Below are 23,482 nucleotides of genomic sequence, written 5' to 3' on the forward strand. Positions count from 1 at the left end.
ATGCCGCCGCCTGTCCCTTCATAGGCTATCGCTTATAGGCCTGCGCAAAGGGGAATGCGACGGGAATCGGTGGCGGTGACACGCAGGTGATGGGCATCGCACAGCGTCGCATCGGCGCGACCAAGCCTGCCATACAGGTGGCCGAAAGCGCCGGATTGCTGCCTTGCAAAGACTTTTCGGCCAACCGGTTCGTGCCGCCGCAACTCCGGCCCGCAGCCATCGCCACAACGCGATCAGCGCCGTCAGCGCGCGATGACACGACGCCGAGCGACAAGCGTCGCAATGCCCTGAAGGCTCCCCTCTGCAGGCATACACGCAAGCATCCGCATCGCAGAACATCGCGATCCGGCGCTCGGAGTTGGTTCAGATCACACCCGCAGTCATGCGGACTGGGCGCAAAGGAGACTTGGGAGCAGCTATGGTTCGGGCCTTCGACGAGTGCAACAGCCCGTCAGCCGCTCCCAAGGCCTGTCAGTGAAAATGCCGCTATGCGGAGGCCCGTACAACAACCTCGGCAGTCCGTGCGGCGACATGCATAGGTGGTTCCATTCGACACCTCCCGCAGCGTCATTGACGCAGATATCAGCCTACGCTTTCAGGCCTCTGCGTCAAGTCCATGGCAGCAAAATCGGTTGCCGCTCCGTCAGCCTCGACCAAGGCTCGCGCCATGCCCATCGAGGGTCGGCCGCCTTCATCGGCCGCCGTCGTCAGCCCAAACCGGCAACGAAAGGCCGGCGCCCGGTCGGCGTGATCGTCTCGACGTACCGCAGGGCCTGCAGCCGCTGGTGGGGCGTCAGCGTGTGCAGCTTCACCTCCGCTTCCGTCGAGACCCGGTATTCGCCGCAGTGCTCGCAGTGGATTGCTCTCTGGTCCGGCTTTTCCGGCTCGAGCAATGTCGCGTCGCCCTCGCAGATCGGGCATTTCATACGCTTCCTCCTCGATTGTCAGACGCCGGCGATGATACGCGACGACGGGCTCCCCGACGAGGGCCTGCGGGGCGATTGCGGAACAGGGGTTCAGACGCGGCCTGCGGCCCCTATAGTCATGGCCGATGGACGGGCGAGCGATCGCCGCTTTGCTGCCGGCAGGAGCGACAATGGCCTATGATCTCTATTACTGGCCGATGATCCCGGGCCGCGGGGAATATCCGCGGCTGGTCCTAGAGGCTGCCGGTGTTGCCTATCGTGACGTCGCCCGCCTGCCTGAATCCGAGGGCGGTGGCATCGCCGCGATGCAGGCCTTCATCGGCGGAAAGACCGGCCATCTGCCGCCATTCGCGCCGCCCTTTCTGGTCGATGGCGATCTCGTCGTCTCGCAGGCGGCGGAAATCTGCATCCTTGTCGGCGAGCGCCACGGTCTGGCGCCGAAGGGCGAGGCGGAGCGGCTGTTCGCCCGCTCGATCGCGCTCACCACGGCCGATCTCGTCGCCGAGGCCCACGACGTCCATCATCCGCTCGGCGTCGGTCTCTATTACGAGGACCAGACGGATGCCGCGCGCGAACGCGCCCTCGGGTTTCGCGAGGAGCGCCTGCCGAAGTTCCTCGGCTGGTACGAGCGGATCCTGACCCGCAATCCGGCCGGCTCCGGCTATCTCGTCGGCGATGCGATGAGCTATGCCGATCTCGGCGTGTTCCAGACGATGGCGGGCCTGCGCTACGCCTTCCCACGGCGCATGAAGACGCTCGCGCCCGACTATCCGCGCATCGCGGCACTGGTCGAGCGGGTGGCCGCCGCGCCGCGCATCGCGGCGTATCTCGCCAGCGACCGTCGCATGGCCTTCAACGAGGACGGCATCTTCCGCCACTACCCGGAACTCGACGCGGACTAGCCGTCAAACGAAAGCGCCCCGGCGAGGGGCCGGGGCGCAGAACGCAGCAGAGGGCCGGATCTTGGTCCGGCCGGCTGGCCGATCAGTTGGCGAGCTTGGAGGCGAAGAGCGCCAGGGCCTTCTGGTAGACGCCGGCCCGGTTCCAGTCGCGCAGGATGGCGAAGTTCGGCTCGCCCTGCTGGTAGCCGGCACCCGGACGCCAGCCGTGCTGACGCAGGAAGTTCGCCGTGGAGGCGAGCACGTCGGCCTTGGAGTTGATCAGGTCGCGGCGACCGTTGCCGTCGCCGTCGACGGCGAAGCGCAGGTAGTTCTTGGCGAGGAACTGGGTCTGGCCGATCTCGCCGGCCCAGGCGCCCTTCATCTGGCTCGGCTTCATGTCGCCGCGATCGACGATCGCCAGGGCCGCCAGCAGCTCTTCGGTGAAGAAGGCCGAGCGGCGGCAGTCATAGGCCAGCGTCGCCAGCGAGTTGAAGATGTTCATCGAGCCGGAATTGGCGCCGAAGCCGGTTTCCATGCCCCAGATCGCGACGATGATCTCCTTGGGGACGCCGTAACTCTTCTCGATCGAGTTGAGCAGCCCGGCATTCTGCTGGATGATGCGCTTGCCCTTGTTGACGAAGGAGGCCGGCGCGCGGCGCTGCATGAACGCCTCGAGCGAGATGTTCATCGAATGCTGGTTGCGGTCCAGCTTGATGACCTGATTGGAATAGCTGGTCGGCATCAGCGCCGACTGCACGGTGCCCTGGGAGATGCCGGCGCGCACGGCTTCCTGGGCGAATTCCTGCTTCCACTGGTTGAAGCCACCGCCACTGTTGCCGCACTGGGCGGCAAGGGCCGGAGCGGCGCCGAGGCCGATGGTCAGGGCGAGCGATGCGGCGAGCGTCCGCAGGGACGTCAGGCGTACCTTCATGGGTCTGCTTCCTCGTTTCAGGTCGTGGGGCCGCAAGGGCCGCGTTGCGTCGAATGGGGTGAACGGCGGCGCCGGGGCGCATGGCCATCGGCGGCGGACACCGTCCGTGTGCATCCTATCACCCACTTTCCTAACCGATTGCGCGGGGTCTGCGTAGTGCAGCACTGCGACACGGGGAACGGGAAGTGCCGCGCGGGCGCTCTTCGGGCCGCAGCTCCGCCCTCAGACGCGAACGGCCGCGCCACCCCCGGGGCGACACGGCCGTCACGGGTCTGCGGCGCCCGAAAGCGCCGCACGTCGTTTGGCTAGAGCAGGCCGGCTTCCTTGTAGTAGCGCTCGGCGCCCGGATGCAGCGGCACCGGCAGGTTCTTGCCGGCGGTCTTCGGATCGATGCCCTCGGCCGCGTTGTGGGCGGCGATGAGCTCCGGCAGGTTCTCGAAGAGCTGCTTGGTCATCTGGTAGGCGAGTTCCTCGTCGACTTCCGCGGAGGTCACGAGAATGTTGGTGATCGCCAGGGTCGGAACAGCGGCGTCCTGGCCGTCATAGGTGCCGGCCGGGATTTCGGCCGCAGCGAACGGCGCACCGAGCTTCTCGGCGATCTCGGCGGGGACCGCCACGACGGTGATCGGCAGCGAGGAGGCCAGATCGCGGATCGAGGCGACGCCGAGGCCGGCGGACTGGAGCGTCGCGTCGAGCTGGCGGTTCTTGATCAGCTCGACGGATTCGGCGAAGGGCAGATATTCGGTCTTGCCGAGATCGTCATAGCTCATCTCGGCGGCGCCGAAGATCGCCCGGGCGTTCAGCTCGGTGCCCGAGGCCGGGGCGCCGACGGACAGGGCCTTGCCCTTCAGGCCGGCCAGATCGGTGATGCCGGATTCCTGCGAGGCGACGATCTGCACATAGTTCGGATAGATCGCGGCGATGGCGCGCAGGTTCTCGACCGGCTGCTGGAAGCCGGCGTCGGCATTGCCTTCGGCGGCGGCCTTCACCGTGTCGCCGAGGGCGAAGGCGATCTCGCCGCGACCCTGGGTGACGAGGTTGACGTTCTCCACCGACGCCTTGGTCGACTGGACCTGCGTCTTCACGCCCTCGATGTTGTCGGCATAGACCTTGGCCAGCGCCACGCCCAGCGGATAATAGACGCCCGAGGTGCCGCCCGTCAGGACGTTGATGAACTGCTGGGCCGAGGCGGTGGCCGGCGCGAAGGCCAGACCCGCGACCACGGCCGAGGCGGCGATGCGGTGGAAAAGCTTCATGATGTGTCCTCCCAGTGGCGAGCCGACGGGCCCGTTCGGCCAATAAGTACCAGCCGTACGGGAAAGCTCAAGGGTCCGGCACCCCGACCATCGTCGGTGGCAACTTGGCCGGGCGCGGTGCCGCGCCTCGATTGACTTCGCCGATGCCATGTCCGATGTCGATCGCAAAGCATCTCTGGAGGAAGCGCATGCCTGAAATGACAGACGTCCACGGCTTGAGCGTCGCGACGACCCTGAAGACCTTCATCGACAGTGAAGCCCTGCCGGGCACGGGCCTCGAGCCGGACGCCTTCTGGAAGAACTTCTCGGACCTCTTGAACGGCCTGGCGCCGAAGAACCGCGAATTGCTGCAGATCCGCGCGGACATGCAGCGCGCCATCGACGAGTGGCACGTGGCCCGTCGCGGCAAGCCGCAGGACATGAAGGAATACCGCGCCTTCCTCGACCAGCTCGGCTACATCGTGCCGGAAGGGCCGGACTTTGCCATCGAGACCGCCAATGTCGATCCGGAGATCGCGCTGGTGCCGGGTCCGCAGCTCGTCGTGCCGCTGATGAACGCGCGCTACACGCTGAACGCCGCCAATGCTCGCTGGACCTCGCTCTACGACGCGCTCTACGGCACCGACGCGATGGGCGACATGCCCGAGGGCAAGGGCTATGACCGCGCCCGCGGCGCGCGCGTCGTCACCTGGGCCAAGAGCTTCCTCGACGGCGTCGCGCCGCTGGAAGGCATCTCCCATATCGACGTCACCCGCTACACCGTCGACAGCGGTGCGCTCGTCGCCGAATTCGGCGCGGGCAAGACGGCACGGCTGAAGACCCCCGCCGCCTTTGCCGGCTATCGCGGCGACGCCGCGGCCCCGACGGCCGTGCTGCTCAAGCACAACGGCCTGCATGTCGAGGTGACGATCGACGCCGAGCACCGGATCGGCAAGAACGACACCGCCCATGTCGCCGACATGCTGATGGAATCGGCCATGTCGACGATCTGCGACTGCGAGGATTCCATCGCCGCGGTCGACGCCGAGGACAAGACTGCCGTCTATCGCAACTGGCTCGGCCTGATGAAGGGCGACCTCGAGGACAGCTTCGAGAAGGGCGGCGAGACCGTCATCCGCAAGCTGAATCCGGATCGCGACTATACCGGCCCCGACGGCTCGACCCTGACGCTGCCGGGCCGCTCGATGCTGCTGATCCGCAATGTCGGCCACCTGATGACCAACCCGGCGATCCGCCTCAAGGACGGCTCGGAGGCGCCGGAAGGCCTGATGGACGCGATGATCACCTCGATGATCGCGCTGCACGATCTGAAGAAGACCGGCGGCCTGCGCAATTCGCGCGCCGGCTCGGTCTACATCGTCAAGCCGAAGATGCACGGCCCCGACGAGGTCGCCTTCTCCAACGAGATCTTCGGCCAGGTCGAGGATGCACTGGGTCTTGAACGCTACACGCTGAAGATGGGCATCATGGACGAGGAACGCCGCACCACGGTGAACCTCAAGGAGTGCATCCACGCCGCAAAGCACCGTGTCTTCTTCATCAACACCGGCTTCCTCGATCGCACCGGCGACGAGATCCACACCTCGATCGAAGCCGGCCCGGTCGTGCGCAAGACCGTCATGAAGGACCGCACCTGGATCCAGGCCTATGAGGACTGGAACGTCGATGTGGGCCTGGCCTGCGGCCTGCGCGGCAAGGCGCAGATCGGCAAGGGCATGTGGGCCATGCCGGCCAAGATGAACGACATGCTCGCCGCCAAGATCGGCCACCCGCAGGCCGGCGCCAATTGCGCCTGGGTGCCGAGCCCGACCGCCGCGACGCTGCACGCGACCCACTATCACACGGTCGACGTGCTCGCGCGGCAGGAAGAGATTGCGCAGAAGGGCCGCCGCGCGGTGCTTCCCGACATCCTGACCATCCCGCTGGCCAACCGCGCCAACTGGCCGGAAGAGCAGGTGAAGGCCGAGTTGCGCAACAACGCCCAGGGCATCCTCGGCTATGTCGTGCGCTGGGTCGACCAGGGCGTCGGCTGCTCCACCGTTCCCGACATCAACGATGTCGGCCTGATGGAGGATCGCGCGACCTGCCGCATCTCGTCCCAGCACATCGCCAACTGGCTGCATCACGGCGTCGTCTCGAAGGACGAGGTCATGGACGCGATGCAGGAGATGGCCGCGAAGGTCGACGCGCAGAACGCCGGCGATCCGGCCTACGAGCCGATGGCCGGTCATTTCGACACGTCGATCGCCTTCAAGGCCGCCTGCGAACTGGTCTTCGAGGGCCGCGAGCAGCCGTCCGGCTACACCGAGCCGGTGCTGCATCGCCGCCGGCTGGAGAAGAAGGCCCAGCAGGCCGGCTGATCAGCCGAGCAACAGCATCGACCGCGCCGGTTTCCCGCGCGGCCGATGTTGCTTTGGAGAGTAGCGGTTCGGGAGGCTTCCGGCGCGGAGATCGGCTCACGCATGGGCCATCGCCGGCATGCGGATGACGCGGATGCGCTTACGATGAGCTGACAATGCAACGCGGACGACGCACTCGGCGCCGTCCGTCATGCCATTCGGTCGCGACGCTGGTTTAGCGACGGCGGCGCGTGGCTGCGGCGCGCCGTGTCTGGCGGTTGCCGCCGGTCTCCGGCTTGCCCGCCACCGGCGCCGCAGTCTTTGCCTCCGGCGCCGTGTTCCCTGCGGATGCCGAGGCCGCCACCTGTTCGGGCTTCGCGATATCCGGCTTGGCCGCTGCAACGTTCTCGCCGGGCTTTGCGGCCTCCGCTGCCGGCTTGGCGGCGGCGATGGGTCCGGCCGGCTTTTCCACCTTCGCTGCCGGCTTCACCGCTTCGACCACTGGCTTCGTCTCGGCCACCGGAGCCGGCTTGGCGGCATCGGCCGAGGCCGGCTGATCGTTGGCCGCCGGGCGCGGCTGCGGCGCAGGCGCCTTCGCTGGCTTGGCTTCCGTGACGGGTGCGGATTTGGCAGCAGCCTTGCGCGCCGCCGGCTTTCGGGCACTCGCTGGGGACTTGGTGGTCGGCTTTGCCGCGGCCGTCTTCGCCGCGCCCACGGCGCTCTTCTTCGCCTTGGCCGGGCCAACAGCCTCCGATGCCGGGGTCACGGCCGCCCGCGCGGCGGCTGCCACGGCCTTGGCGGCGCCACTCTCAGAGACGACGGCGCCGGCCAGAACCGTCTCGCCGGCACCGGTCACATCCTTGCCGAGGGTCTCGGCCTTGGCTTCGCGCTCGGCGACGGCGCCTTCACGCTCGGGCGTGCCCGTGGCCGTTGCCGGCTGGCCCCGCTTCGGCAGCGAGGCGGCCGAATGGGTGGTGCCGTGGGTCAGGGCGAAGTCGACGATGCGCGGGCAGATCTCGGCCCGGAAGCGCGAGCCGTTGAAGACGCCGTAATGCCCGACCTTGGGCTGCACGTAATGGACGCGCTTGTCGTCGGGGATGTTGACGCACAGATGCTGCGCGGCCTCGGTCTGGCCGACGCCGGAAATGTCGTCGTTCTCGCCCTCGACGGTCAGCAGCGCGGTGCGCCTGATCTTGGTCAGGTCGATCCGCTGGCCGCGATGCATCATCTCGCCTTTCGGCAGCGAGTGCTTGATGAAGACCTCGTCGACGGTCTGCAGGTAGAACTCGGCGGTCAGGTCCATGACCGCGTTGTATTCGTCGTAGAACTCGCGGTGCTTGTCGGCGGAGTCGCCGTCATCCTTGACCAGATGCCAGAAGAATTCCTTGTGGGCGGTCATGTGCCGATCGAGATTCATCGACATGAAGCCGGTAAGCTGCAGGAAGCCCGGATAGACTTGGCGCATGAAGCCCGGCTGCGGGAACGGCACCGGCATCACGACATTGTCGCGGAACCAGTCGATGCCCTTTTCCTGGGCGAGCTGGTTGACCGAGGTCGGATTGATGCGGGTGTCGATCGGGCCGCCCATCAGCGTCATCGTGGCCGGCGCGCAATCGTCGCCATCGGCCTCCATGCGTGCCACCGCCATCATCACCGGCACGGCCGGCTGGCAGACGCCGATGACGTGGGTGTCGGGCCCGAGGAACTGCAGCATCTCGATCAGGTAATCGACATAGTCGTCGAGATCGAACTTGCCGTCGGCCAGCGGCACCTTGCGGGCATCGCGCCAGTCGGTGATGTAGACGTCGGCATAGGGCAGCAGCGCCTCGACCGTGCCGCGCAGCAGCGTCGCGTAGTGGCCGGACATCGGCGCCACGACGAGGAAGCGCGGGTCATTGCCGTGCCGCTTGGGCAGCTCGCGTTCGAAATGCAGCAACTGACCGAAGGGCTTCTGCCAGACGACCTTGTCCTGCACCGGAATGCGCTGGCCGTCGACGACGGTCTCGTGCAGGCCGAATTCCGGCTTGCCGTAGACCCGGGTGGTGCGCTCGAACAGCTCGGCCGCGGCCGCCATGGAGCGACCCACAGGCATGTGGGACAGGGGATTCAGCGGGTTTTTGTAGAACAGCTTCGTGGCGTCCGCGGCGGCGCGGAGCGGGACGAGCGCGGCATGGTTCCATTCATAGAAGTGGTACAGCATCGGCTCTCGCTCGTATTGGTTTCCGGCAATCTATCAATTATTGCTGCAATGCACAAATCCGCTCCCGGTGCGGCACGCCGGGATGTGCCGTCACCGACGGATCTCCCCACGTTGCAACGCAGCGACGACCCCGGCGTTCCGGAGCCGCCGACGACGTTCGGTCAAGCATGCGCCGAAATGCTTGCGCCAGACAGTCACGGGACCGTTACACCCGGCTATCCAGCTCGGGTGCTGGGCCCATGCGCTGCGGCCGTTCTCAGCCGTCATAGCCCTCGACGATGACCATCTCGGCGTCGGCATATCGCTGCCGGATCGCCTTGGCCTTCTGGTACTGCTCGCTCTCGTAGCAGGCACGCGCCGTCTCGACGCTGTCGAACTCGATCACGACGTTGCGGCTGCGCGCCGTGCCTTCCAGTTCGACGAAGGGGCCGCCGCGCACCAGGAAGCGTGCGCCGTATTCCCTGAAGGCCGGCCCCGCGGTCTCGACATAGCCCTTGTAGCCCTCGGCGTCGTGCACATCGACGCGTGCGATCCAGTATCCCTTGGCCATGAGTTTCCCTCCGGTTGCACCACGTCCCCAGCGGCCGCGGCGGCGATGCGTGACATCGGCTTGATATTGTCGTCAGCCCAGCGCGGCGGCCATCTCGTTGAGAATGGCGATAGCGGCCTGGCGCGGATCGCTGGCGGCCACGATGGGCCGTGCCACCACCAGATGCGAGGCCCCTGCCTGCAGCGCGTCGCCGGGTGTCGCCACGCGCTTCTGGTCGCCGGCGGCGGCGCCGGCCGGGCGGATGCCAGGCGTGACGATCGCCATGTCCGGACCGATCAGTTCGCGCATCGGGCCGGCTTCGGATGCGGCCGAGACGATGCCGCCCATGCCGATGTCGCGCGCCTGCTGCGCCCGCCGGGCCACCAACTCGGGCACGGAGAGGCCGTAGCCCGCATCCTTCAGATCGGCATCGTCCAGCGAGGTCAGAACGGTGACGCCGAGGAGCGTCAGGGGCGAGCCGCTGGCCGCCTCGACCGCCGCCTTCATGGCGTGGGGATAGGCATGGATCGTCAGCATCGCGGCGCCGAGCGCCTGGGCGCTCTCGACGCCCTTGGCGACGGTGTTGGAGATGTCGAGGAGCTTGAGGTCGAGGAACACCTGCTTGCCGGCGCGGGCGAGCTCGCTGACCAGCGGCAGGCCGCCGGCATAGGCGAGCTGGTAGCCGATCTTGTACCAGAGCACCTCGTCGCCGAGCGTATCGACGATCGTCTCCGCCTCCGCCCAGGTGGGCACGTCGAGGCCGACGATCAGCCGGTCACGGGCTGCCCCGCGGCTTGTCACTGCATTCAATTGGAATCCTCCGGGGGAATGTCGACGGTCACGACCGTCCCCGCCATCTCGCTGCTGACATCGATCCGGGCGTTCAGCCCCTGCACGAGCGATAGGGTGATCCGTCCGCCAAGGCCACCCTGCCCATGGGTCCGACGCTGGCGGGCGAGCGCGTTGCCGCTGGTATCGACGACCTCGCTGCCGGTCTCTGCATCACCGTTGTCGTCGCGGCCGGCACGGCCATGGCCGATGGATTCGGCGATCTGGCGCGCGACATTGGGCTCCTGCGCCGCATCGGCGGCGCGGGCGCGATCGGCCGGCCGGTCGTCGCTCAGGTAGGGCCACTGGCTGCCGTCGGGCAGGCCGATGCCATCGTCGGACACGGTCATGCGGATGACGCCGGAAGACAGCATCTTGAGGCGCGCCTCGACCAGCCCTTCCTCGCGCCCCTCGAAGGCGTGCTTGAGCGCATTCGTCAGGAGCTCGGAGAACAGGAGCCCGATCCGCGCCGCCCGCTCGACATCGTCCTCGATGGCGTCGCAGTCTGTGTTGACGCGGATCGAGCGCCGTCCGTCGAGATGGCCGATGGTCGACGCGATCCGGCTGACATAGGCCCCCAGCGGTACGCGCTTGGACCGCGTCGACGCGATCCCGGCTTCGGTCATCTCCTGATAAAGCAGCTGCAGGCTCTCGATGCGCCGCGCCAGCGCGTCGAAGGCTTCCTTGCTGGTCTTGGCCCGGGCCTGCATGCGGATCATGCCGACGACCATGGCCAGGTGGTTCTTGACCCGGTGCTGGACCTCGCCGAGCGCCGCATCGATCCGCTCCGCCTCGCCGACCTGCCGCGACGGGTCGAAATCCGCCCCCTCGCTCATGTCCCGCTGGACGCCGAGGAAGCACTGGAGATGGCGTTCCTCGTCATAGAGCGGCGTGATCATCAGCCGGTTCAGGAACCTGGTACCGTCAGAGCGGTAATTGACGATGTCGACGGAGAAGTCGCGCTCCTCGCGCACGGCCTGCGCCAGTTGGCGAACCTGTGCGGGGTCGGTGTCGTCGCCCTGCAGGAAGCGGCAATTGCGGCCGATCACCGCGTCGGCGGAATAGCGGGTGATCTTCTCGAAGGCGCGGTTGGCGTAGACAATGGGATTGTCGTCCAGATTGGGGTTGGTCAGCACCAGCGCCAGCGGCATCTTGGCGAGGGCAGTCGTGCTGATGTCCTCGGGCATGGCGGGCGTGCCATGCGCATCTCCGTCGAAACGCCCCATCGATCCTCTCTCACCATCATCCGCCCGCGTGCCGGGCCGTTGGGCAAAGATAAAGCCGATTGCCCGCCAGGCAATGTCCGGATGCCGCCGACCTAGTGCGCCTCGTCCCAGTTCGCCGCCGCCTTGGCATCGACCTCGATGGGCACCGACAACTGGACGACCGGCAGGGCCGCTTCTTCCATCACCCTGCGGACCACCGGCAGGGTCGCGTCGATCTGATCGTCCTCGACCTCGAAGATCAGCTCGTCATGGACCTGCAGCAGCATGCGCGCCGACAGGCCGGCGTCGGCCAGCGCCGGTTCCATGCGGATCATGGCGCGGCGGATGATGTCGGCCGCGGTGCCCTGGATCGGCGCGTTGATGGCCGCCCGCTCGTTGAAGGCGCGAACCGAGGCATTGGGCGAGCGGATGTCGGGATAGTGCACCCGCCGGCCGAACAGGGTCTCCACATGGCCGTGTTCCTTGGCGAAGGCCTTGGTGGAATCCATGTAGTCGCGGATGCCGGGGAAGCGCTCGAAATAACGCTTGATGTAGGTGCCGGCCTCGTCGCGCGGGATCGACAGCTGGTTGGCGAGGCCGAAGGCCGAGATGCCGTAGATGATGCCGAAATTGATCGCCTTGGCGCGGCGGCGGATCTCCGACGGCATGCCCTCCACCGGCACCCCGAACATCTCCGACGCGGTCATGGCGTGGATGTCGAGCCCTTCGCGGAAGGCCTCCTTCAGCTGCGGGATGTCGGCGATATGGGCGAGGATCCGCAATTCGATCTGGCTGTAGTCGGCCGAGACCAGGCTGTGGCCGGCCGGCGCGACGAAGGCGGTGCGGATCGCCCGCCCCTCTTCGGTGCGCACCGGGATGTTCTGCAGGTTCGGCTCGGAGGAGGACAGCCGCCCCGTGGTGGTCGAGGCCATGGAATAGGAGGTGTGGATGCGTCCCTGTGCATCCATGTGACCCGGCAGCGTGTCGGTATAGGTGCCCTTCAGCTTGGTGAGCTGGCGCCAGTCGACGATGCGCCGCGGCAGCGGATGGCCTTCGGCGGCCAGGTCCTCGAGGACGCGCACGTCGGTCGACCACTGACCGCTCTTGGTCTTCTTGCCGCCGGGCAGGCCAAGCTTGCCGAACAGCACCTCGCCGAGCTGCTTGGGCGAGCCGGGATTGAAGGTTTCCCCGGCGATCTCCGCGATCTCGGCTTCGAGGCCCGCCTGCTTCTGGGCGAAGCGGCCGGACAGGCGCGACAGGATCTGCCGGTCGACCTTGATGCCGCGCTCTTCCATACGGGCAAGGACCGCGACCAGCGGCCGCTCCAGGCGCTCGTAGACGGTGGCGAGCCCCTCGGCGACCAGGCGCGGCTTGAGCACCTGCCACAGCCGCAGCGTGACGTCGGCATCCTCGGCGGCGTAGGCGGTGACCTTGTCGATGGCGCAGGCGGCGATCGGCCTGGCGCCCTTGCCGGAGCCGCAGAGTTCCTTGTAGCTCATCGGCTTGTGGCCGAGGAAGCGCTCCGACAATTCGTCCATGCCGTGGCCGGCCAGCGAGGCCGAGGCGTCGAGGGCGTAGGAGATCAGCATGGTATCGTCGAAGGGCGCCATGGTGATGCCGTGGCGGCGCATGACGAGATAGTCGTATTTGACGTTCTGGCCGATCTTCAGGACGGCGTCGTCCTCCAGCACCGGCTTCAGGATGGCCAGTGCCTCGTCGATCGGCAGCTGCGGACCGATCTCGTCCTCCACCGCCTTGTCGGACAGGAGGTCGGCCTCGCCCGAGGGCGAGACATGGGCGAGCGGCACATAGGCGGCGCGGCCTGCACGGGTCGCGAACGACACGCCGACGAGGTCGCATTTCATCGCCGACAGCGAACTCGCCTCGGTATCGAAGGCGAGAAGGCCGGTCTCGCGCGCTTCGTCCATCCATGCCAACAGCGTCGCCGCGTCGCGAATGGTGACATAGGCGCTGTGGTCGAAGACCGAGGCCGCGGCGGCGGCCCGGCGGCTTTCGACGAGGGCGGCGGGCGTCAGCGGCAGGGCGGCGTCGCCGGCACCGGGTGCGGCGACGGCCGATCCGGCGGGGTCGAGGTCGGGCCCGCGCGCCGGCGTGTCGACGGCGATCGCCGCGCTCTCGACCTCGGAGGCGTCGGTGCCAAGCTGGGCCGCGGCCCGCCGGGTCAGGGAGGTGAACTCCATCGCCTTCAGGAAGGAGATCAGCTTCTCGCCGTCAGGCTCGTGGATGAACAGGTCGTCCAGCGGCACGTCGAGCGGCGTGTTCTGGTCGAGCGTGACCAGCGTCTTCGACAGCCGCGCCTGGTCGGCGAAGGCGATCAGGTTCTCGCGGCGCTTGTTCTGCTTGATCTCGGCGGCGCGCTCCAGCAGCGTTTCGAGATCGCCATATTCATCGAGCAGCTGCGCGGCGGTCTTCGGCCCGATGCCCGGCACGCCCGGCACGTTGTCGGAGGTGTCGCCGACCAGCGCCTGCAGGTCGATCATCTTGTCCGGATGAACGCCGAACTTCTCCTTCACCTCGTCGGGGCCGAGGCGCTTGTCCTTCATCTGGTCGTAGAGGATGACCCGCGGCCCGACGAGCTGCATCAGATCCTTGTCGGAGGAGACGATGGTCACGTCGCCGCCCGCCTCGACCGCATGGCGCGTATAGGTGGCGATCAGGTCGTCGGCCTCAAAACCCTGCTTCTCGATGCAGGGCAGGTCGAAGGCACGCACCGCCTCGCGGATCAGCGCGAATTGCGGGACGAGGTCCTCGGGTGGCGCCTCACGATTGGCCTTGTAGTCGGCATAGAGCTCGTTGCGGAAGGTCGTCGAGGAATGGTCGAAGATCACCGCGAAATGGGTCGGCGCGACGCCGACCGAGGTGTCGCGGGATTCCTCGACCAGCTTCCACAGCATGTTGCAGAAGCCCGAGACGGCGCCGACCGGCAGGCCGTCGGACTTGCGCGTCAGCGGCGGCAGCGCGTGGTAGGCCCGGAAGATATACGCCGATCCGTCGACGAGGAAGAGATGGTCGCCCTTGTTCATGGGCCGGTCGTAGCTTGGCGTCTCGCGCGAGTCCATCCGGTTTGCGGCCTCCCCAGAGCGTGTGCCGACATAGCCCGGAGAAGGGGTTGGCGCCGCCATTTCCGCAGCTTTCCCGGTCCGCGGCAAGGCGCGCCCACGCACAAATTAGCCCGCCCCCCTTGCAATCACACGATTGTTGCTGTTTGTTACGGTTTGGCAATGGTGCGATCACGGCGATGTGATCGCCCTTCACGAGTCCATTGCTTGATTTCCCTTACCCCACGACGCATCTCTTGTTCAACGGCGCCCCGAGCGTCGTGTTCGGCCACAAGCACGTCCCCCGCTTATGTGCCGGAATGAGAGCGACACGGCCCCTTTCCCCCTCTCCGGGGCGCGCCGCTCGGACTAAGCGAGAGAGTCGTTGCGGTGTATCCCCCTCCAGGCCGCGGCGGCTCTCTTCTCGCGTCCCCACCCCCTCTTCCAGACCATCATCGTCGCAGGCTGAATCTCGTCGGCTGCTGTCGCGTCGGCGCTGATCGCAAGCGTTTGTCGCGGCTTGCCGGCTGTCATTTGTCGCCGGCGACCGCCTTTCGGGGTATTTGCATCGCGGCCCGAAACGTCTAGCAGGAACCCGGCACCGACAGTCTGGAGACCTCTATGAAGACCCGCGCCGCCGTCGCATTCGAAGCCAAGAAGCCGCTGGAGATCGTCGAACTCGACCTCGAAGGCCCCAAAGCCGGCGAGGTCCTCGTCGAGATCATGGCGACCGGCATCTGCCATACCGATGCCTACACGCTGGACGGCCTCGATTCGGAAGGCCTGTTCCCCTCCGTCCTCGGCCATGAGGGCGCGGGCATCGTCCGCGAGGTCGGCGCCGGCGTCACTTATGTGAAGCCCGGCGACCACGTGATTCCGCTCTACACGCCGGAATGCCGCCAGTGTAAGTCGTGCCTGTCGGGCAAGACCAATCTGTGCACCGCCATCCGTGCCACCCAGGGCAAGGGCGTCATGCCCGACGGCACCTCGCGCTTCTCCTACAAGGGCAAGCCGATCTACCATTACATGGGCTGCTCGACCTTCTCGAACTTCACCGTGCTGCCGGAGATCGCGGTCGCCAAGATCCGCGAAGACGCGCCCTTCAAGACCTCCTGCTACTGCGGCTGCGGCGTGACCACCGGCGTCGGCGCCGTGGTCAACACCGCCAAGGTCGAGCCGGGCGCCAATGTCGTGGTCTTCGGCCTCGGCGGCATCGGCCTGAACGTGATCCAGGGCGCCCGCCTCGTCGGTGCCGACAAGATCATCGGCGTCGATCTCAACAACGACAAGAAGGAATGGGGCGAGCGCTTCGGCATGACCCATTTCGTCAATCCGAAGGAGATCGAGGGCGACATCGTCGCGCATCTGGTCGAGCTGACCGGCGGCGGCGCCGACTACACCTTCGATTGCACCGGCAACACCATGGTCATGCGCCAGGCGCTGGAAGCCTGCCATCGCGGCTGGGGCGTCTCCGTCGTCATCGGCGTCGCCGAGGCCGGCAAGGAGATCTCCACCCGGCCGTTCCAGCTGGTCACCGGCCGCGTCTGGAAGGGCTCGGCCTTCGGTGGCGCGCGTGGGCGCACCGACACGCCGAAGATCGTCGACTGGTACATGGACGGCAAGATCCAGATCGACCCGATGATCACCCACACGCTGACGCTCGAAGAGATCAACAAGGGCTTCGACCTGATGCACGAGGGCAAGTCGATCCGTTCGGTGGTGGTGTTCTGATGGAGACCGTCTCCACCAACACCGCCCATGGCGGCGTGCAGGGGGTCTACCGCCACGCCTCGAAGGAAACCGGCACCGAGATGACCTTCTCGGTGTTCGTGCCGCCCCATGCGGACGGCGCGAAGCTGCCGGTGGTCTGGTACCTGTCGGGCCTCACCTGCACCCATGCCAACGTCACCGAAAAGGGCGAGTACCGGCGCATCTGCGCCGAGCTCGGCCTGATCTTCGTGGCGCCGGACACCAGCCCGCGCGGCGAAGGCGTGCCGGACGATGCCGAAGGCGCGTACGATTTCGGCCTTGGCGCCGGCTTCTACGTCGACGCCACGCAGGCGCCCTTCGCCAAGAACTACCGCATGTGGTCCTATGTGACCGAGGAACTGCCGGCCCTCGTCGCGGCCGAATTTCCGGCCGTCATGGCCCGGCAGTCGATCCTTGGCCATTCCATGGGCGGCCATGGCGCGCTGACCATCGGCCTCACCCATCCGGACCGCTACAAGGCCGTCTCGGCCTTCGCGCCGATCGTCGCGCCCGGCCAGGTACCGTGGGGCCACAAGGCACTGCCGCTCTATCTCGGCGACGACAGGGCGGCATGGCGCAAGCACGACGCGGTGGCGCTGATCGAAGACGGCGCGCGGGTGAAGGACCTTCTGGTCGACCAGGGCGAGGCCGACAATTTCCTCGCCGAGCAGCTGAAGCCTGAACTCCTGGAAAAGGCCTGCGCCGATGCCGGGATCGCGCTGACGCTGCGGCGCCAGCCGGGCTACGACCACAGCTACTACTTCATCTCCTCCTTCATGGAAGACCATCTGCGCTGGCACGCCGAACGGCTCGGCTGAAGCGCGCGACATCCTGCCGGGCGGCGCCGCGACGCGCCGCCCGGCACCGGCCTTGATCCCCACCCGATGTCTCCCGTAACGAAGGACATCGCGTGCCTGCGCCCCATCTTCACGGGCACGACCCGGCCCCGCCCGCCGCGCGGCCGCTCCCTTGCAGAAACGGATCTCCCATGGCCAATCTCGACAGCGTCCTTGCCTGCCTCGACCTCAATCTCGAGCGCTCGCTCGGCCGGCTTACCGACCTTCTGAAAATCCCGTCGATCTCCACCGATCCGGCCTATGCCGCTGACTGCCGCCGCGCGGCGGAATATCTCGTCGGCGATCTCGACGCGATCGGCTTCGACGCCTCGCTGCGCGAGACGCCGGGTCACCCGATGGTCGTCGCCCATCACGACGGGCCGGAGGGCGCGCCGCACGTCCTGTTCTACGGCCATTACGATGTCCAGCCGGTCGACCCGCTGGAGCTGTGGGAGACCGCGCCCTTCGAGCCCGTCGTCAAGGACGGCCCGGACGGCACCGAGCGCATCGTCGCGCGCGGCTCGGCCGACGACAAGGGCCAGCTGATGACCTTCATCGAGGCCTGCCGCGCCTACAAGGCCGAGACCGGCGGCCTGCCCTGCAAGGTCACGATCTTCCTCGAAGGCGAGGAGGAATCCGGTTCGTCCTCGCTGACCCCGTTCCTCGACGCCAATCGCGACGAACTCTCGGCCGACGTCGCGCTGGTCTGCGACACCAACATGTGGGACCGCGAGACCCCGGCGATCTCGACCGGCCTGCGCGGTCTCGTCGGCGAGGAAATCGTCCTGACGGCGGCGAACCAGGACCTGCATTCGGGCTATTTCGGCGGCGCCGCGCAGAACCCGATCCGCGTCCTCGCCCGCATCCTTGCCGACATCCACGACGCCGACGGCCGCGTCACCGTCCCCGGCTTCTACGACGGCGTCCAGGACATTCCGGACGAGGTGCGCGCCATCTGGGACGGGCTCGACTTCTCGGCCGAGGAATTCCTCGGTTCGGTCGGCCTGTCGGTGCCCGCCGGCGAGACCGGCCGCTCGGTGCTGGAGCAGGTCTGGGCGCGCCCGACGGCGGAGTTCAACGGCATTTCCGGCGGCTATACCGGCAAGGGCTTCAAGACCGTCATCGCCTCGCAGGCGATGGTGAAGGTCTCGTTCCGGCTGGTCGCCGGCCAGGACCCGGACAAGATCCGCGCCGCCTTCCGCGCCTTCGTCGAGGCCCGCCTGCCGGCCGACTGCTCGGTCGAATACCATCCCCATGGCGGTTCGCCGGCGATCCAGCTCCCCTTCGATTCGCCTTGGCTCGGCAAGGCACGCGCCGCGCTCTCGGACGAATGGCCGAAGCCCGCCGTGATGATCGGCATGGGCGGCTCGATCCCCGTGGTGGGCGAGTTCAAGGCGCGGCTCGGCATGGAATCGCTGCTGATCGGCTTCGGCCTCGGCGACGACCGCATCCATTCGCCGAACGAGAAGTACGAGATGAGCTCCTTCCACAAGGGCCAGCGTTCCTGGGCCCGCGTGCTGGCGGCGTTGGGCGTCGGCGACTGAGGTCGCCCGGGCTCTCCGACCGCTCGAACGAAAGGGCGCGGCGCCAATCGGCTGCCGCGCCCTTTCACATCGGAGCGGGGTTTTCCCGGCGCGCCATCGCACCCTGCCGGCCTGCGCCATCCTGTCACTGTGCCTGCCGCGCAACGGCGCCCCGGCAAAGCGTCGGCCGGGCTCTTCCGGCAATTGATGGATTGCGAATTTCCCGTATGAACGAAGGCAACAACACGCCACGCGGTCCGACGGATCGAAGAATGGCGTGACAGGCTGGAGTATCAGACATGCGCATTCGTACCGCCGCCTCGGCCCTTGCCCTGCTGCTCGCGACCTCGCTGAGCGCGGCTGCCGCCGATGCCGTCTACGCCCCCTACGACCCGGCACCGGCGCCGCTGGCGCCCGCCGCCAACGACTACGGCGATACCGACTTCGTCTTCGAGCTCGGCATCTCCGGCATCGTGTCGCCGGAATATCTCGGCTCGGACGAGTACCAGATCAATCCGTCGCCGATCATCAGCGTCGAATATCTGAACCTGCCGGGCATCGGCTCGTTCGGCGGCAAGGACGGCCTCGGCCTGTCGATCGGCCCCTCCTTCGACTATATCGGCGACCGCGACGCGAGCGACTATTCGGAGCTGACCGGCCTCGACGATCTCGACGCGACCTACGAGCTCGGCCTGAAGGCCGGCTACGAGTGGCAGAATGCGGAAGTCTACGGCGCCGTGCGCTACGCCTTCGGCGGTGCCGACGGCTTCGTCGGCGACATCGGCGCGAACCTGATCGCCCGGCCGACCGAGCGTCTGGTGCTGAAGGCCGGCCCGACCGTCAGCTTCGCTTCCAGCGACTACATGGATTCCTATTTCGGCGTCAGCGCCCGCGAATCGGTCGCGTCCGGCTTCCGCCTCGGCGCCTACGATCCCGATGGCGGCTTCAAGAGCGTCGGCGTCGCCGCTTCGGCGCGCTACGAGATCTTCACCGACTGGTTCATCAATGCCGACGCCAAATACGACCGGCTGGTCGGCGACGCCAAAGATTCGCCGATCGTGCAGGCCGGCGACGAAAACCAGTATTTCTTCGGCCTCGGCGTCTCCAAGCGCTTCTCGCTCGACCTCTGGTAGGACGGCAGGCTTTCAGCGCTTTTCTCTTCAAGGGCCCGGTCGCCAGCGACCGGGCCCTTTTCGTATCGGGCGCCGCGTGCCGGTATCCTAGGCGTCAGGCGATGGTGTCGACCACGCCGCCGTCGACGCGCAGCGCCGCGCCGGTGGTCGCCGAAGCCTCCTTCGAACAGGCATAGACGATCATGTTGGCGACCTCCTCGACCGTCGCGGGCCGGCCGATGATCGAACTCGGCCGTGCCGCCTTGACGAAGGCAACGCCCGCCTCCTCGATCGAGATACCCTGTTCCGACGCCATGTCCGCCAGCATTCCCTCGACGCCTTCCGACATTGTGGGCCCGGGCAGCACCGAATTGACGGTGACGCCGGAGCCGCCGGCGAGTTTGGCGAGCCCGCGCGAAATCGACAGCAGCGCGGTCTTGGTGAAGCCGTAATGGATCATGTCGGCGGGAATGTTCAGCGCCGATTCCGACGACAGGAACACCACGCGACCCCAGCCGCGCTCCATCATGGCCGGCATCCACGCCCGCGACAGACGCACGCCGGACATGACGTTGAGCTGGAAGAAATCCTCCCAGACATCGTCCCCGATCTCGAAGAACGGCTTCGGTCCGAAGATTCCGACATTGTTGACGACGATGTCGGGGTCCGGCACCGCTCTGACCAGGGCCTTGCAGCCGTCGGCGGTCATCAGGTCGGCGGCCGCGCCCGAGACGTCGGCCCGCGGCACGGTGTCGACCACCTTGCGCACGGCGGTCTCCACCCGGTCCTCGCCGCGCCCGTTCACCACCACGCTGGCGCCGGCGCGGGCCAGGCCGGTGGCGGCGGCCAGGCCGATGCCGCCGGTCGAACCGGTGACGACGGCGCGCTTGCCGGACAGGTCGATATTCATGGCGTCTTCCTTCTCGCGAATGTCTGCGGACGGGTCGCGCCGTCCCGCTTCGGCGCAGGACATGGCGCGCCACCCGGCCGGCATCAACGGCGGCGACCGTGCGGCAAACTCCACCGCCGCGGCCGTCAGTAACCTCTCCGGATCGCTGCCGCATTGCTTAACGTCCCGTTAATTCGCCGCATTTAGGCTTCATCGCAGATTGGCAGAAATGTATGCGACGGGGCTTGGGGTCCTGTCGGTTCGTGCGTGGCCGTTCGGCCATGCCGGCGTTTCGGCTCTGGGACGTCCGATCGGGCGCGCAGGCTCCTCGACGGCGCCCGTCGCCGCGAGGCATGGGGTTGAGAGCCGACGTTCGCCCGGTGCGGCGCGACTCTCCGAAAACGAAAAGGACCGGACGCGACGGCGTCGGTTCGTGAGGGAAAGACGTCCGAATGGCGGCACGACGGCACGAGCGCATCGAACCCAGCTTCGGCGGTTCCGAACTCGGCGACGACGATTTCCGCATCAGCGCCGACGATCGCGCCGTTCCGAACGCTTCCAGCGGTCCGCGCCGCAAGACCGCGAAGAAACCCGTCAACGACCGCAAGCCGGCGAAGCCCGCCGCCTCCAGCCGACGCGGCCGCGGCAAGACGCAGGGCGGCGGTGGCTCGGGCCGCGGCAGCGGACGCCGCCGGCGCAGCTTCCTCGGCCATGTCTTCCGGCTGTTCCTGATGCTCGGCGTCGTCGGCGGGCTCACGGTGGCGGCCGTGGTCGGCTACATGGCCGCCAAGCTGCCGCAGGAAGCCTGGGCGATCCCGGACCGGCCGCCCAACGTCAAGATCGTCTCGGTGGGCGGCGAGCTGATGGCCAATCGCGGCCTGACCGGCGGCAAGGAAGTCTCGCTGGACGAGATGAGCCCCTATATCCCGCAGGCGGTGATCGCCATTGAGGACCGGCGCTTCTACGACCATTGGGGCGTCGATCCGATCGGCATCACCCGTGCCTTCATGCAGAACATGGCGGCGGGCGAGACCGTGCAGGGCGGCTCGACCCTGACCCAGCAGCTCGCCAAGAACGTCTTCCTCAATCCCGACCAGACGATCCGCCGCAAGATCCAGGAAGCGATCCTGGCGTTGTGGCTGGAGCAGAAATTCACCAAGGACCAGATCCTCGAGATGTATCTCAACCGGGTCTATTTCGGCTCCGGTTCGACCGGCGTCGAGGCGGCGTCCCGGCGCTATTTCGACAAGCCGGCCGAAGAGGTGAATCTCGGCGAGGCCGCGCTGCTGGCGGGCCTCCTGAAGGCGCCTTCGCGGCTGTCGCCGGCCAACGATCCGGCGGCCGCCAAGGCGCGGGCCGAGGTGGTGCTGGCGGCGATGCGCGACGAGGGCTTCATCAGCCAGGCCGAGTATGCCGACGCCAAGGCGCAGAAGCCGACCAATGCCAAGAGCTACTGGACGGGCGGCGAGCATTATGCCGCCGATCTGGTGATGCGCGACATCAAGCAGCTGGTCGGCGACATCGATCAGGACGTCATCGTCGAGACCACCATCGATCTGGGTCTCGAGAAGAAGGCCGAGGAGGTCGTGCGCAAGACCGTCGACGGCGCCTCGCAGAATGTCAGCCAGGGCGCCCTCGTCTCGGTCGACGGCACCGGCGCGATCCGCGCGCTGGTCGGCGGTCGCGACTATGCCCAGAGCCAGTTCAACCGCGCGGTCGACGCCAAGCGCCAGCCGGGCTCGACCTTCAAGCCCTTCGTCTACGCCACCGCGCTGGAAAAGGGCTGGCGGCCGGAATCGATCATCGACGACGCGCCGGTGCGGATCGGAAACTGGTCGCCGCAGAACTACGACAACAAGTTCCGCGGTCCGGTCACCGTCGCCGACGCTCTGCGCCAGTCCCTCAACACCGTCGCGGCCCGGCTGGTGGACAGCGCCGGCGCCGACGCGGTGATCGAGACGGCGCATCGCATGGGCATCAAGTCCGACCTCGTCGACAACGCCTCCATCGCGCTCGGCACGTCGGAAGTGTCGCTGGTCGAACTGACCGGTGCCTTCGCGGCGCTGGCCAATGGTGGCTACCGGGCGACGCCGCATCTGGTGAACCGCGTCGTCACCGAGCAGGGCAAGGTGGTCTGGGAACGGGGCGCCGAAGTGCCGCCGGTCGTCGTCTCACCGGAGATCGTCGGCATGATGAACGCCATGCTGACCCGCGTCGTGTCGGCCGGCACCGGGCGCCGGGCGGCGATCGACGGCTGGCAGGCCGCCGGCAAGACCGGCACGACCCAGGACTTCAAGGACGCCTGGTTCGTCGGCTACACGGCCAACCTGACCACCGGCGTGTGGCTGGGCAATGACAACGGCGCCAAGATGCGCAAGGTCACCGGCGGCTCGCTGCCGGCCGAGGCCTGGCACGATTTCATGACGGCCGCGCATGAGGGGCTGGACCCGATCCCGCTGCCCGGCGACTACCGGATCGGCGAGGCGCAGGCGCCGCTGACGGCCGATAGCGGCTATTCGGATGGCGGGTTCTACGAGGGGGAATCGGCCGATCCCTATTACCGCCAGAACGGCGAGGCGCCGATCCCGCCGCAGGGTCTGCCGGCCGAAGGGGGCGGCCGCGTCTATGACAGCGCACCGCCGCCGGGGGTGACCGTCGAGGGCCCGGCCCGGGGCCGCTCCAGCGACCGTTCGCTGTTCAGAAGCATCTTCGGGGGCTGACCGGCCTTGCATTGGCCGGCGGCATGTCCGCCGGCTGTCTTTGTCGGTCTGCGCGTTCAAGGCCTTCCGCGACCCTCGTGGCCGCAGGAGGTGGACGCGTCGCGTCGAGTCCTTAGAGGACGCCGAGCAGCGACAGGACGATGGCGACGACGACGACCAGGCCGACGAGATAGATGATGCTGTTCATGGCTTGTCTCCTTCAGACCGGCAGGAGGCGGACCATCCGCGCGCCGGCGTATTCGGTGGGGTAAGTCCCGACCGTCCGTTGCGGTTCCAACCATTTTCGGATTCAGCCGCCCCAAGGCCCGGGGAAAGCGAACTCACGAAAGCGCGACCGTCCGTCTTGCACCCCCAAATGCCACTTCATATATACCCGCCAGCCCCGCCGAAGCCGGCGACGCAGTCGTTTCGGCCCTGCGGTTCATCCCAGAATTTCCAGGGGCTGCCCAATCCGGAATGCCTCTTCGAGGGTCCCGGGCGGCTCGCTAAACAAGGAGAC

Annotated in this window: 16 protein-coding genes; 7 read left to right on the forward strand and 9 right to left on the reverse strand. The window is 67.3% G+C overall.

All coding sequences use genetic code 11. From position 1 onward, the window contains the following. Positions 1–707: 707 nt before the first annotated feature. Positions 708–926, reverse strand: coding sequence for a hypothetical protein (locus tag SI859A1_RS18750; RefSeq protein ID WP_040326028.1), 219 nt, complete (start codon positions 924–926; stop codon positions 708–710). 170 nt (positions 927–1,096) lie between these two features. On the opposite strand from SI859A1_RS18750, the gene SI859A1_RS18755 reads away from it, so the two are divergent. Beyond that, complete coding sequence (locus SI859A1_RS18755; RefSeq protein ID WP_009211246.1) at positions 1,097–1,828, forward strand: glutathione S-transferase; 732 nt, start codon at positions 1,097–1,099, stop codon at positions 1,826–1,828. Between the two features lie 82 nt (positions 1,829–1,910). Here the strand turns inward: SI859A1_RS18755 and SI859A1_RS18760 are convergent, their stop codons facing one another. Together SI859A1_RS18760 and SI859A1_RS18765 are read right to left on the reverse strand one after the other, a co-directional pair. Next, positions 1,911–2,738 (reverse strand): lytic murein transglycosylase, encoded by an 828-nt coding sequence (locus SI859A1_RS18760; RefSeq protein WP_009211247.1) that lies wholly within the window; start codon positions 2,736–2,738, stop codon positions 1,911–1,913. Positions 2,739–3,043: 305 nt separating this feature from the next. After that, entirely contained in the window at positions 3,044–3,994 is a 951-nt protein-coding gene (locus SI859A1_RS18765; RefSeq protein ID WP_009211248.1) for a TAXI family TRAP transporter solute-binding subunit, read from the reverse strand. Between the two features lie 188 nt (positions 3,995–4,182). Between SI859A1_RS18765 and SI859A1_RS18770 the strand changes: the two genes are divergently transcribed. Beyond that, complete coding sequence (locus SI859A1_RS18770) at positions 4,183–6,354, forward strand: malate synthase G (protein WP_040326758.1); 2,172 nt, start codon at positions 4,183–4,185, stop codon at positions 6,352–6,354. A 214-nt stretch (positions 6,355–6,568) separates the two neighbouring features. On the opposite strand, the gene SI859A1_RS22465 is transcribed toward SI859A1_RS18770, so the two are convergent. The 5 genes from SI859A1_RS22465 to polA form a co-directional block, all read right to left on the reverse strand. Beyond that, a complete protein-coding gene (locus SI859A1_RS22465; RefSeq protein ID WP_009211250.1) occupies positions 6,569–8,533 on the reverse strand; it encodes a polyhydroxyalkanoate depolymerase in 1,965 nt (654 codons plus the stop codon). 256 nt (positions 8,534–8,789) lie between these two features. After that, entirely contained in the window at positions 8,790–9,083 is a 294-nt protein-coding gene (locus SI859A1_RS18780) for a DUF1330 domain-containing protein (protein ID WP_040326029.1), read from the reverse strand. 72 nt (positions 9,084–9,155) lie between these two features. Next, positions 9,156–9,863: an orotidine-5'-phosphate decarboxylase gene (gene pyrF, locus SI859A1_RS18785; RefSeq protein WP_040326760.1), complete on the reverse strand. Its 708-nt coding sequence runs from the start codon at positions 9,861–9,863 to the stop codon at positions 9,156–9,158. A gap of 5 nt (positions 9,864–9,868) precedes the next feature. Then, on the reverse strand, positions 9,869–11,116 hold the full coding sequence (locus SI859A1_RS18790) for a PAS domain-containing protein (protein WP_009211252.1): 1,248 nt from the start codon (positions 11,114–11,116) through the stop codon (positions 9,869–9,871). 92 nt (positions 11,117–11,208) lie between these two features. Then, positions 11,209–14,139, reverse strand: a complete 2,931-nt coding sequence (gene polA, locus SI859A1_RS18795) for a DNA polymerase I (RefSeq protein ID WP_009211253.1) — start codon at positions 14,137–14,139, stop codon at positions 11,209–11,211. A gap of 636 nt (positions 14,140–14,775) precedes the next feature. Between polA and SI859A1_RS18800 the strand changes: the two genes are divergently transcribed. The 4 genes from SI859A1_RS18800 to SI859A1_RS18815 all read left to right on the forward strand — a co-directional run bounded on the left by SI859A1_RS18800 (position 14,776) and on the right by SI859A1_RS18815 (position 19,395). After that, positions 14,776–15,885, forward strand: coding sequence for an S-(hydroxymethyl)glutathione dehydrogenase/class III alcohol dehydrogenase (locus SI859A1_RS18800; protein ID WP_009211254.1), 1,110 nt, complete (start codon positions 14,776–14,778; stop codon positions 15,883–15,885). After that, positions 15,885–16,721, forward strand: a complete 837-nt coding sequence (gene fghA / locus SI859A1_RS18805; protein WP_009211255.1) for an S-formylglutathione hydrolase — start codon at positions 15,885–15,887, stop codon at positions 16,719–16,721. Before SI859A1_RS18800 ends, fghA begins: the two co-directional genes overlap by 1 nt. Positions 16,722–16,891: 170 nt before the next feature. Continuing rightward, entirely contained in the window at positions 16,892–18,283 is a 1,392-nt protein-coding gene (locus SI859A1_RS18810; RefSeq protein ID WP_009211256.1) for a M20/M25/M40 family metallo-hydrolase, read from the forward strand. A 278-nt stretch (positions 18,284–18,561) separates the two neighbouring features. Next, positions 18,562–19,395, forward strand: a complete 834-nt coding sequence (locus tag SI859A1_RS18815; RefSeq protein WP_009211257.1) for a MipA/OmpV family protein — start codon at positions 18,562–18,564, stop codon at positions 19,393–19,395. Positions 19,396–19,489: 94 nt separating this feature from the next. On the opposite strand, the gene SI859A1_RS18820 is transcribed toward SI859A1_RS18815, so the two are convergent. Continuing rightward, positions 19,490–20,284 (reverse strand): SDR family NAD(P)-dependent oxidoreductase, encoded by a 795-nt coding sequence (locus SI859A1_RS18820; protein WP_009211258.1) that lies wholly within the window; start codon positions 20,282–20,284, stop codon positions 19,490–19,492. 431 nt (positions 20,285–20,715) lie between these two features. Between SI859A1_RS18820 and SI859A1_RS18825 the strand changes: the two genes are divergently transcribed. Further along, complete coding sequence (locus SI859A1_RS18825; RefSeq protein ID WP_009211259.1) at positions 20,716–22,983, forward strand: transglycosylase domain-containing protein; 2,268 nt, start codon at positions 20,716–20,718, stop codon at positions 22,981–22,983. Positions 22,984–23,482: the final 499 nt, after the last annotated feature.

This window comes from Aurantimonas manganoxydans SI85-9A1, assembly GCF_000153465.1.
In the GTDB taxonomy this organism is placed as follows: Bacteria; Pseudomonadota; Alphaproteobacteria; order Rhizobiales; family Rhizobiaceae; genus Aurantimonas; species Aurantimonas manganoxydans.

Coding starts and splice junctions, on each gene's coding strand:
- SI859A1_RS18815 (WP_009211257.1), top strand. CDS start 18,562: ATGCGCATTCGTACCGCCGCCTCGGCCCTTGCCCTGCTGCTCGCGACC.
- fghA (WP_009211255.1), top strand. CDS start 15,885: ATGGAGACCGTCTCCACCAACACCGCCCATGGCGGCGTGCAGGGGGTC.
- SI859A1_RS18765 (WP_009211248.1), bottom strand. CDS start 3,994: ATGAAGCTTTTCCACCGCATCGCCGCCTCGGCCGTGGTCGCGGGTCTG.
- SI859A1_RS18770 (WP_040326758.1), top strand. CDS start 4,183: ATGCCTGAAATGACAGACGTCCACGGCTTGAGCGTCGCGACGACCCTG.
- SI859A1_RS18820 (WP_009211258.1), bottom strand. CDS start 20,284: ATGAATATCGACCTGTCCGGCAAGCGCGCCGTCGTCACCGGTTCGACC.
- SI859A1_RS18750 (WP_040326028.1), bottom strand. CDS start 926: ATGAAATGCCCGATCTGCGAGGGCGACGCGACATTGCTCGAGCCGGAA.
- SI859A1_RS18755 (WP_009211246.1), top strand. CDS start 1,097: ATGGCCTATGATCTCTATTACTGGCCGATGATCCCGGGCCGCGGGGAA.
- SI859A1_RS18760 (WP_009211247.1), bottom strand. CDS start 2,738: ATGAAGGTACGCCTGACGTCCCTGCGGACGCTCGCCGCATCGCTCGCC.
- polA (WP_009211253.1), bottom strand. CDS start 14,139: ATGAACAAGGGCGACCATCTCTTCCTCGTCGACGGATCGGCGTATATC.
- SI859A1_RS22465 (WP_009211250.1), bottom strand. CDS start 8,533: ATGCTGTACCACTTCTATGAATGGAACCATGCCGCGCTCGTCCCGCTC.
- SI859A1_RS18800 (WP_009211254.1), top strand. CDS start 14,776: ATGAAGACCCGCGCCGCCGTCGCATTCGAAGCCAAGAAGCCGCTGGAG.
- SI859A1_RS18790 (WP_009211252.1), bottom strand. CDS start 11,116: ATGGGGCGTTTCGACGGAGATGCGCATGGCACGCCCGCCATGCCCGAG.
- SI859A1_RS18780 (WP_040326029.1), bottom strand. CDS start 9,083: ATGGCCAAGGGATACTGGATCGCACGCGTCGATGTGCACGACGCCGAG.
- SI859A1_RS18810 (WP_009211256.1), top strand. CDS start 16,892: ATGGCCAATCTCGACAGCGTCCTTGCCTGCCTCGACCTCAATCTCGAG.
- SI859A1_RS18825 (WP_009211259.1), top strand. CDS start 20,716: ATGGCGGCACGACGGCACGAGCGCATCGAACCCAGCTTCGGCGGTTCC.